Raw genomic sequence first — 11,020 nt, forward strand, 5'->3', positions numbered from 1 at the left:
CCTACCCCTTCCAACACCAACACCACTGGCCCACACCCGCCAGGACCCTCCGCCACTCCCCCGTCCACACCGGACAGGAGGACACCGAACACCCGTTGCTCACGGCGAAGGTCGACCTCGCCGACGACACCACCGTCTACACCGGACTGCTCGACCGGGTCGAGCACCCGTGGCTCGCCGAGCACTCGGTCGGCGGTCTCGCGCTGCTCCCCGGCTCCGCGCTGGTGGACCTGGTCTGGCACGTGGCCGAGGAGAACGGTTTCCGGTCGGTCGACGAACTCGCGCTGCACGCACCGGTCCCCGTCCCCGACGAGCCGGCACGCCTGCGGGTGACCGTGTCCCCGGAGAACCGGGAAGCCCTCGTGCACACGCGGGGTCCGGACGGCGAGTGGGTGCACCACGCCACGGCCGCGCTCGGCGCCGAGGCGCCCGACCCGACCGACTCGCTGGCCGAGTGGCCGCCTCCGGGCGCGGAGCCCGTCCCGGTGGACGACCTGTACCCCGACCTCGTCGCGGGCGGCCTGGACTACGGTCCGACGTTCCGGGCGGTGCGCGGGGTGTGGCGCGACGGCGCGCACACCTACGTCGAGGCCGCTCTCCCCGACGGCACCGACACCCTCCACTTCGGACTCCACCCCGCCCTCCTCGACGCCGCCCTGCACCCGCTCGCGCTGGGGAAGTCCGACGAGCAGGTCATGCCCTTCGCGTTCACCGGCGCCGTCCTGCACGCCAGGGGCGCGTCCGTGCTCCGGGTGCGGCTGACCGTGCGCGGCCGTGAAGCGCTCAGCCTCCTGGCGGCCGACGTGTCCGGCGCCCCGGTGGCGTCCGTCGACGAGCTGCGCCTGCGCGCCGTCCCCACGGTCACGCGCGCGCAGCGCAACGAGCTGTTCCACCTGGCGTGGCGCCCTCTCGACGAGGCGCCGAACGGGGAGAGCACCGAGCGCCACACCTTCCTCGGCGCGCCGGGCTCGACCTCTGCCCCGGAGCACCACACCGCGGTCGTCCTGCACTTCCCGGCGGCCACGGGCCTCGACCGGCTGGGCGACGACGTGGTGACGGCGGTCCAGCGGCACGGCGCCGCGCTCGCCGCCTGGCTCGAAACCCCCGGCAACGACGAGATCCCGCTGATCGTCGCCACCACCGGCGCCGTCGCCACCGAACCGGGCCCGCTGGACCTCGTGCACGCTCCCCTCTGGGGCATGACCCGCGCCGCGCAGGCCGAGCACACCGGCCGGATCGTGCTGCTGGACCTCGACCCGGCCGATCCGGTGCCGGACGACGTCGACGAGCTGCTGAACGCGGTGCTGGCCTCGCAGGAGCGGCAGCTCGCCGTGCGCGGCGGCGTCCTGCTCGCACCGCGCCTCGCCCCGGTTCCCGTGCCCGAACCCGACCGGCCGGACCAGGACGGGACCGTGCTCGTCACCGGCGCGAACGGCGGCATCGCGTGGCACGTCGCCGAACACCTGGTCACCCACCACGGGGTGAAGCACCTGCTGCTGCTCAGCCGCTCGCACCCGACCGCGCTCGCGGAGCACGTCACCTCCCTCGGTGGTGTGCCGATCGCGCTGGCCTGCGACGTCGCCGACCCCGACCGGCTCGCCGAGGCGCTGGCGGCGATCCCGGAGGAGCACCCGCTCCAGGCCGTGGTGCACACCGCGGCGGTGCTCGACGACGCCACGCTGCGCGGCATCACCGCCGAGCAGCTCGCCAGGGTGCTGCGCACCAAGGTGCGGGGCACGCTCGTGCTGGAGGAGCTGACCCGCGGCGTCCCGACCGTCCTGTACTCCAGCGCGGCGGCCACGTTCGGCGGTGCGGGCCAGGCCGGTTACGCGGCGGCCAACACGTTCCTGGACGCCTTCGCCCACGACCGGAGGGCCGCCGGTCTGCCGGTGACGTCGGTCGGCTGGGGGCTGTGGGACACCGGCACCGGCATGGCCGCCCGGTTGGGCGAGTCCGACCTGCGCCGCGTGCGCCGGGGCGGTTTCCTGCCGATGTCGCCCGCGCGGGCGCTCGCCCTGCACGACGTCGTCGGCGGCGCGGGTCACGCGCACCTGGTCGCCAGCCCGATCGCGGTCGGGTCGCTGCGGCACGAGACCGCGCACCCGCTGCTGCGCGAACTGGTCCCCGCCAGGGCGAGGACCCGGCTGCGCAGCGCGGCCAACGCCGAGGACGCCTCCGAGCTGGTGATCAGACTGCGGGCGCAGGCGGAGGACGAACGCCGGGCGACGCTGCTGGCCATCGTGCGCGGCCAGGCGAACGCGGTTCTCGGCCACCCCGAGGACCACCCCGTCGACGACGCGCAGCCGTTCCGGGAACTGGGCTTCGACTCGCTCACCGCGGTCGAGCTGCGCAACCGCCTGCACGCCGCGACGGGCCTGCACCTGCCCGCCACGGTGGTGTTCGACCACCCGCGTCCCGAGGCGCTCGCCCGGTTCCTCGGCGAGCGGCTGCTCGGCGCCGCCGCACCGCGCGAGCGGGTGGTGGCGGCCTCGTCCGCGGAGCCGATCGCCGTCGTCGGGCTGGCGTGCCGGTTCCCCGGCGGCGTGGCGGGCCCGGAGGACCTGTGGCGGCTGCTGGCGGAGGGCGGCGACGCGATCGGGGCGTTCCCCACCGATCGGGGGTGGGACCTCGACGCGCTGTTCGACGAGGACCCGGACCGGCCGGGCACCAGCTACGCCCGCGAGGGCGGTTTCCTGGAGGGCGTGGCCGACTTCGACGCGGCGTTCTTCGGCATCTCCCCCCGCGAAGCGCTCGCCATGGACCCCCAGCAACGACTGCTGCTGGAGACCGCGTGGCACGCCGTGGAGGACGCGGGCATCGATCCGACGACGTTGCGGGGCACGCCGACCGGGGTCTTCACCGGCATCAGCAACCAGGACTACACGCGGCTGGCGCGGGACCTGCCGCCGGAGGTCGAGGGCTACCTGGGCACCGGCAACGCCGGGAGCGTCCTCTCCGGGCGGCTGGCCTACGTGCTGGGGCTGGAGGGGCCCGCGATGACGGTCGACACGGCGTGCTCCTCCTCGCTGGTCGCGCTGCACCTGGCCGCGCAGTCGCTGCGGTCCGGCGAGTCGACGCTCGCGCTGGCGGGCGGTGTGACCGTGATGGCCACGCCCTCGGTGTTCGTCGAGTTCAGCAGGCAGCGCGGGCTGGCCGCCGACGGGCGCAGCAAGGCGTTCGCCGCGACGGCGGACGGCATGGGTCCGGCGGAGGGCATCGGGGTGCTGCTGCTGGAGCGGCTCTCCGACGCGCGGCGGAACAACCACCGGGTGCACGCGGTCATCAAGGGCAGCGCGGTCAACCAGGACGGCGCGTCCAACGGCTTGAGCGCGCCCAGCGGTCCTGCCCAGCAGCGGGTCATCCGCACCGCCCTGCACAACGCCGGGCTGGCGCCCTCGGACGTCGACGTCGTCGAGGCCCACGGGACGGGGACGGCGCTCGGCGACCCCATCGAGGCCCAGGCCCTGTTCGCGACCTACGGCCAGGACCGCGACCGGCCCCTGCACCTCGGGTCGATCAAGTCCAACATCGGCCACACCCAGGCCGCCGCGGGCGTCGCAGGCGTGCTGAAGGTGGTGCTGGCGATGCGCCACGGCGTGGTTCCCCCGACCCTGCACGCCGCCGACCCCACGCCGCACGTCGACTGGGACGGGCAGGTCGTGCTCACCACGACCCCCGTGCCGTGGCCGGAGACGGGACGCCCCCGGCGAGCCGGTGTGTCCGCGTTCGGGATCAGCGGGACGAACGCCCACCTGGTGCTCGAACAGGGACCCGAGGTCCCGGAGCCGGTCGGCGACACCGGCCTGCCCGTGCCGGTGCTGCTGTCGGCGCGGACTCCGGGTGCGCTGCGCAACCAGGCGCTCGGCCTGCGCGACCACCTCGCGACCTCGTCGCCGCGGGCCTGCGCGCACACGCTGGCCACCGCGCGCACGGCGTTCCCGCACCGGCTCGCGCTGGTCGCCGCGCCCGGCGCGGACATCCGCGACGAGCTGACCGCCCTGGCCTCCTCGGTGCCGTCGTCCGCGCCGCCGGACGGGCTGACCGCGTTCCTGTTCACCGGCCAGGGGTCCCAGCGGGCCGCGGGCGCGGAGCTGTGCGAGCTGTTCCCGGTGTTCGCCAAGGCGCTCGACGAGGTCTGCGCGGCGCTGGACCAGCACCTGGGCCTGTCCACCCGCGGCCTGGTGCTCACCCCGACCGCCGAGCAGTTGGCGCGCACCGACCTGGTGCAGCCCGCGCTGTTCGCGCTCCAGGTCGCGCTCGCGGCCCTGCTGGACACCGAGCACGGCGTGCGACCGCGGGTGCTGCTGGGCCACTCGGTCGGCGAGGTGGCCGCGGCGCACGTCGCCGGGGTGCTGGACCTGGCCGACGCCGCCGCGCTCGTCACCGCGCGGGGCAGGCTGATGGCCGAGCTGCCCGCCGACGGCGCGATGGTGGCCATCGCCGCCTCCGAGCAGGAGGTCCTCGCGGCGATCGAGGGCCTGGAGCACGAGGTGTCGGTGGCGGCGGTGAACGGCCCGCTGTCGACGGTGCTGTCCGGCACCGGGTCGGTGGTCGACGAGGTCGCGGCGCGGTTCGCCCGCACCAAGCGGCTCCGCGTCGACCGCGCCTTCCACTCGCCCCAGCTCGACGGGCTGCTGGAGGGGTTCCGGGAGGTGGTGGAGGGCTTGGCGTTCCGGGCGCCGGACGTCCCACTGCTGTCCAACGTGGACGGACGGGTCGTCGGGGACGAGGTGACCACGGCGGAGTACTGGGTGCGCCAGGCCAGGCGGCCGGTGCGCTTCGCCGACTGCGTCGGGGAGGCGCTGCGGCTGGGGGTGACCCGGATGGTCGAGCTGGGACCGGACGCGGTGCTCACCCCGTTGGTCCGCGACCTGGTGCCCACCGACCACGTCGTGCGACCGCTGGTGCGCCGCGGGCACAGCGAGGCGGAGACGCTGGTCCGGGCGCTGGCGGGGCTGTGGAGCGGCGGAGCGGCCGTGCGCTGGTCGACGCTGCTCCCCCGGTCCGGCGGCACCGCTCCCGGCTACGGCTTCGACCGCAGGCGCTACTGGCTGGACGGCGGGTTCACCGTGACCGCGGCGCCCGCCGCGGCCGGAACGCCGTTCGACGGCGGCGGTGTCGACGACCTGGTCCGCCGCACGGCGGCGGCGGTCCTCGGCCACTCGCCGGAGGACTTCGACCCGGACGCGCCGTTCGCGGACCTGGGCATCGACTCGATGACGGCGACGGAGCTGCGTGGCAGGCTGGAAGCGGCGGCGGAGGTCCGGCTCACCGCGACGGCCGTGTACGACCACCCGTCGGCGAACGCGCTCGCGGCGCACGTCGCCGACCTGCTGGCGAAGCCGGAGGCCGCGCCGTCGAGCGCCATCGGATCGCTGTACTGGGCGGCGTGCTCGGACGGCCGGTCGGCCGAGGCGGGTGAGCTGCTGCGCGCGGCGGCGCGGCTCCGGCCCGCCTTCACCGCGGCGGACCCCCCGGAGCCGCCGACCCCCGTGCGGTTGTCGTCGCGGTCGGGCGAACCGGTTCCGCTGCTGTGCCTGCCCTCGTTCAACGCGGTCGCCGGTCCGCACGAGTTCGCCCGCTTCGCCGCCGCGCTCCCGCACGAGGTGTGGGCGTTGCCGGAGCCCGGTTTCGGGGCCGGGGAGGCGATTCCCGCCGACCTGGCCGCGATCGTCGCCGTGCAGGTCGCGGCGGTCCGCGCGGTGTCCGGCGGACGGCCGTGCGTGCTGGTGGGGCGGTCGGCCTCCGGCCTGCTGGCCAACGCGCTGGCCGCGGCTGTCGAGGCGGAGGGCGACCCGGTGCGGGCGGTCGTGCTGCTCGACGTCTACCCGCCCGCGTTCACCGAGGAGAACGACTGGGTCGAGCGGGAGCTGAACCTGGCCGTCGCCGCGCGGGAGAGCGGGGCGGTGCTGCACGACGACGCGCGGCTGATCACGATGGGCCGGTACTTCGAGGCCTTCGCGGGGTGGCGGCCCTCCCCGACCGGCGCGCCGACGCTGCACGTCCGCGCCGCCGAGCCGTTCTCCCCGGCGATCACGGAGTTCGGGGACTGGCGGTCGTCCTGGGACCTGGAGCACCGGGAGGTGGACACCGCGGGTGACCACTTCACGATCCTGGAGGGGTTCGCGGACACGACCGCCGCCGCCGTGGACGCCTGGCTGCGGACCTGACCCACGACACGAGGGGGGGCTCCCCGGATCACTCCGGGGAGCCCCCCTCGGTCCATCGACGTCGTGCGGTCAGCGCGGCGGACCGAACCAGGTCCGCAGGGCGGTGTCGAGGTGCTCGGCGTGGTCGCCGTCGTCGTCGGGGGCGACCCAGCAGACGTGGCCGTCCGGCCGCACGAGGACCCCGCGGGCCGACCAGGGCGACAGGTCGCCGTCGGCCACCTCCACCCGGTCCGCCCAGCCCCGCGCGCGCCCGGCGTGCTCGGCGCCCGCCACCAGCACACCGCGCCCGGAGCGCAGCCGTTCGAACAGCCGACCGCGGTCGAGCGCCAGGTCGGGCATCCGCGCGCCCAGCACCTCGTGCTCCACCCCGCTCCCCATCTCGTAGCGGACGTCGAGGCCGGACAGCATGCCCGCGAACCGGTCGTTCACCTCGCGCATCCGCAGCAGGTCGAGGAACGTGCGCCGCAGCGGGTCGTACTCCCGCGCCGGATTGGTCAGGAACGCCTGCACGCGGGTGTTCTCCAGCACGCGGGCGCCCACCGGGTGCCGCTCGGAGTGGTAGGTGTCCAGCAGGCCAGCGGGCGCGTGGCCGAGCACGTCCGCGGCCAGCTTCCAGCCCAGGTTCACGGCGTCCTGCACACCGACGCTCAGCCCCTGACCGCCCGCCGGGATGTGGATGTGCGCGGCGTCGGCGACCACGAACACCCGGCCGAGGCGGTAGTCCGCGGCCTGGTGCGCCGCGTCGGACAGCCGGGACGCCCACTCCACCTCGGCGATGTCCACCGCCGAGCCGTAGCGCTGCGCGACGGCCGCGCGGACCTCCCGCTCGGTCACCTCCGCGGCCGCCTCGCGCCCGTGCTCCGCCCACACCACCCGGTAGCGCCCGTTGGGCAGCGGCACCAGCGGGTAGGACACCTCCCGCCGGTCCCGGCGGTCCTCGCCCAGCAGGTCCGAGGTGCGCCGCGGCTTCGTGAGCACCTCCGGCGGCGCGGACCGCAGCAGCACGTCGGCGACCACACCGGAGAAGTCCGTCGAGGTGCCGGGGAAGTCGAACCCCGCCAGCGCGCGCACGGAGCTGGCGTGGCCGTCGCAGCCGACCACGTACCGGGCGTGGAGGTCGACCACGCCGTCGGGGGTGGAGACGACCGCGGTGGCCCGCTCCTCGTCCTGGGACAGGCCGATCAGCTCGTGTGCGCGCGACACCCGCACGCCGAGCCTGAGCAGTTCGGCCTCCAGCACCCCTTCCAGGAGGTTCTGCGGGTAGATCAGGTGGTACGGGTGCGCGCTGCCCCACCTGTCGTAGGTCAGCGGCACCGGCAGCCCGGCGAAGTGGCCGTCGGGGATGCGGGCGACCGCGTCGGCCAGGACGGCGTCGAGCAGACCTCGGCAGTCCAGCAGCTCCACGGTCCTGGGCTGGAGGCCCAGCGCCTTGGAGTGCCGGTTGGGTTCGGGCAGCAGGTCGATCACGGCGGGCCGCACGCCCGCCAGTGCCAGTTCGCAGGCGACAGCCAGGCCGGACGGCCCCGCTCCCACCACCAGGACGTCCACAGCGTTCATCACGGCCTCACACGCCTTGCGGCAGTCGGAACAGGTTGTCGGGGTCGTAGCGCCGCTTCACGCGGACCAGCTCGGCGTGGTTGTCGCCCCAGTAGGCCCGCTGCCAGTCGGCGAGGTGGGGGTCGGGGAAGTTCACGTAGGAGCGTCCGCTCGACCACGGGTCCAGCAGGGTGAACCCGCTGTCCACCCAGGACTCCGCGCGCCGCCTCCCGCCCTCGTCCGGGACCTCGGGCAGCAGCAGCACGTGGCCGATGAGGAACCGGGCGTCCCGGTGGGCGTAGGCGGTGGCGTCGGCGGCGACCCGGTTGATCGCGCCGCCCATCGCGGTGAAGTTGACGAACCGGGTCTGCCCGGCCTCGCGGTCGGCGCCGAACCCCTCGACCAGCGCGGAGATCCGCTCCGCGTCCAGCGGCCGGTCGAACAGCCGGTTGCGCTCGCGCTGGAACCGCTGGCGGGGCAGCACCGCGCCGGGGCGGGTGCCCTCCCGGTGGCACTGGTCGACGGTGAGCCCCCGGCCACCGCCGTAGATCCACATCATGGTGTCGAAGTAGGTCTGGTCGAGCACGACCTCGGCGACCGGTTCCACGCCCGCGGCCGCCACGAGGTCGGCCAGCAGCGCCTCGGCCCGCGCGGGCGGCCCCATCAGGGTGCCGATCATCGCGACCGTGACGGGTTCGCCGGGCGCCGCGTCGAGGAGCACCAGGCTGATCGACGTGCTCAGCTCGTCGGGTGCGGCGAGGACCCAGTCCTGCCAGGCGGACAGCACGTCCACGGCGGCGTCGCCCGTCCACACGAGGTGGAACAGCACCATCCTCGGGATGGGTCGGGGCACCACCTCGAAGTCCACGACGGCGCCGAAGTTCCCGCCGCCACCGCCGCGCAGCGCCCAGAACAGGTCCGGGTGCTCCTCCGCGGAGCAGCGCAGCGCGGTGCCGTCGGCGAGCACGACCCGCGCGGACACCAGGTTGTCCGAGGCGAGGCCGTGCTTGCGGCTCTGCGGCCCGTTGCCGCCGCCGGAGACGAACCCGCCCGCCGCGACCGTGGGGCACATCCCGTTGGCCACCGCGAGCCCGTCGGGCCACAGCGCGGCCAGCGCGTCCACCGCCTGCGTTCCCGGTCCGATGTGGACGGTGCGGCCGTCGTGCCGGACGTGGTCGAGGCGAGACAGGTCCAGCACCAGGCCGGAGGTCGTGGACCAGCCCGCGAAGCTGTGGCCGCCGCTGCGCAGCCGCACCGGCACGTCGTGCTCGGCGGCGAAGGCCAGCCCGGCGCGCACGTCGGCCTCGTCGGCGCAGTAGGCGACGCAGGCGGGTGCGACGGCGTCGTACTCGGCGATCTGCAACCGCACCGCCAGGTCGTAGGACGGGTCTCCGGGGAACACCGCCTCACCGCGCAGCAGCGACGGCAGCCGGGTGAGGTCCAGCGCCGGAACCACCACCGTCAGACGACCAGCGTGCGGATGGCCGGGACCGGGGGTCCGACGAGCTCGCAGATCGTCCTCGGCCCGTCCTGCCCGCCGTTGACCACGGTGACCAGGTGTCCGGGGGCGAACGTGTACAGGCCGGGCTCGGTCGCCAGGAAGCGGGTGTGGCCGCCGCTGAGCAGGACGGTGTGCCCGATCCTGGCCGGTTCCACGTTGGTCAGGCCGTTCGCGGTCGGCTCGAAGTCCACCGGGCCGGTGACGACCACGCCGAGCTTCCCGGTGATGTCGTTCGCCGGGCGCTCGAACTTGGTGCCGTGCAACGTGCGCAGGGTCAGCCACAGGTCGACGTGCGAGCCTCGGGGGACCACCACCGGCGCGGTGATGCCGAACTCGATCTCGTCGACGATCGGCTCCGCCCGTTCCGGCAGGCTGCACGAGTAGTTCACCCGCACGGTCCCGGTGTGCACCACCAGCACCGAGCCGTTCAGCTCGACCGCGGCGGAAACCCCGTCCGCCTGCGGGGTCGACACCGGGTCAGTCGCGCTCACAACCACGTTCGAACACCTCGTCACATCGCACGACGACTGCCGTCAGCCGTTGGGGAGCACCCAGATCACCGGCTCCCGGAGCACCGGTCAACCCCTAGCGCGGCCCCCTAACCCGGTCACCCCAGAACACCGGTCACACCGGCCGCGACCTGCTCGTCCGTGGCTAGTCTGCGATGAGGTGCCCACCTCCCAACAGGAGAGAGCCGATGAGCCAAGCCGTCGTCGAACTTCCTCTTCCCGTGCAGGAGAAGCGGCCGGGCACCAGACCGCGGATCGTCGGGTCGGGCATCGCCGTGCCGGAGCGGTCCTACAGCCAGCTCGACGTCCTGGACCGCTACGGCATCACCGACGGCCGGATCCGCTCGATGTTCCTCAACAGCGCGATCGACCGCAGGCACCTGGTGCTCCCGCCCGTCTCGCCGGACGGCGGCCCCGGCGTCGAGACGCAGGGCCAACTGCTGGCCAAGCACCGGGAAGAGGGCGTCCGGCTGGCCGCGAGCGCCGTGCTGGACTGCCTCGACCGCGCGAACGCCGACCTGTCGGACGTGGGCTACCTGTGCTGCGTCACCTCGACCGGCTTCCTCACGCCGGGAGTAAGCGCTTTCCTGATTCGTGAGCTGGGCCTGCGCCACCACACCGGGCGGTTGGACGTGGTCGGCATGGGCTGCAACGCGGGCCTCAACGGACTGTCCGCCGCGACCGGCTGGGCGGCGACCCACCCCGGCGGCCTGGCCCTGACGGTCTGCGTCGAGGTGTGCTCCGCGGCCTACGTCTTCGACGGCACCATGCGCTCCTCGGTGGTCAACTCGCTGTTCGGCGACGGCGCGGCGGCGGTCGCGCTGACCACCGACGGCGGCGGGGCCGACAGCGGCGCCCCCGAGGTGCTGAAGTTCGCCAGCTGCGTGATCCCCGACGCCATCGACGCGATGCGCTACGACTGGGACGACGAGCAGGGCAAGTTCAGCTTCTTCCTGGACCCCGGCGTGCCCTACGTGGTCGGCGCGCACGCCGAGACGGTCGTCAACCGGCTGCTCGCGGGCACCGGCCTGCGGCGGTCCGACATCGCGCACTGGATCGTGCACTCCGGCGGCAAGAAGGTCATCGACTCGGTCCGGGTGAACCTCGGCCTGACGCGCCACGACGTGCGGCACACCACCGGCGTGCTGCGCGACTACGGCAACGTGTCCAGCGGCTCCTTCCTGTTCTCCTACAAGCGCCTCGTCGACGAGGGCGTGGCCGCGCCCGGCGACCACGGCGTGCTGATGACGATGGGGCCGGGCTCGACCATCGAGACCGCCCTGCTGCGCTACTGACCCGAGGTG

5 protein-coding genes are annotated in these 11,020 nt (G+C 74.5%); 2 read left to right on the forward strand and 3 right to left on the reverse strand.

The annotated features are described in order from the left end of the window. Positions 1-95: 95 nt before the first annotated feature. Positions 96-6,170 carry a type I polyketide synthase gene (locus tag VFZ92_RS18340; protein WP_330877172.1) on the forward strand — a complete coding sequence of 2,025 codons (6,075 nt, stop codon included), beginning with the start codon at positions 96-98 and terminating at the stop codon, positions 6,168-6,170. Between the two features lie 69 nt (positions 6,171-6,239). Here VFZ92_RS18340 and VFZ92_RS18345 read toward each other — a convergent pair whose 3' ends face one another. From VFZ92_RS18345 to VFZ92_RS18355, 3 genes are read right to left on the reverse strand one after another with little or no spacing between them, the layout of a single operon-like run. Beyond that, on the reverse strand, positions 6,240-7,727 hold the full coding sequence (locus VFZ92_RS18345) for an FAD-dependent monooxygenase (protein WP_330877173.1): 1,488 nt from the start codon (positions 7,725-7,727) through the stop codon (positions 6,240-6,242). Positions 7,728-7,734: 7 nt separating this feature from the next. Further along, complete coding sequence (locus VFZ92_RS18350; protein WP_330877174.1) at positions 7,735-9,165, reverse strand: FAD-binding oxidoreductase; 1,431 nt, start codon at positions 9,163-9,165, stop codon at positions 7,735-7,737. A 2-nt stretch (positions 9,166-9,167) separates the two neighbouring features. Beyond that, complete coding sequence (locus VFZ92_RS18355) at positions 9,168-9,698, reverse strand: hypothetical protein (RefSeq protein WP_330877175.1); 531 nt, start codon at positions 9,696-9,698, stop codon at positions 9,168-9,170. A 206-nt stretch (positions 9,699-9,904) separates the two neighbouring features. On the opposite strand from VFZ92_RS18355, the gene dpgA reads away from it, so the two are divergent. Next, complete coding sequence (gene dpgA / locus VFZ92_RS18360) at positions 9,905-11,011, forward strand: 3,5-dihydroxyphenylacetyl-CoA synthase DpgA (protein WP_330877176.1); 1,107 nt, start codon at positions 9,905-9,907, stop codon at positions 11,009-11,011. The last annotated feature ends 9 nt before the right edge of the window (positions 11,012-11,020 follow it).

This window comes from Umezawaea sp., assembly GCF_036375055.1.
In the GTDB taxonomy this organism is placed as follows: Bacteria; Actinomycetota; Actinomycetes; order Mycobacteriales; family Pseudonocardiaceae; genus Umezawaea.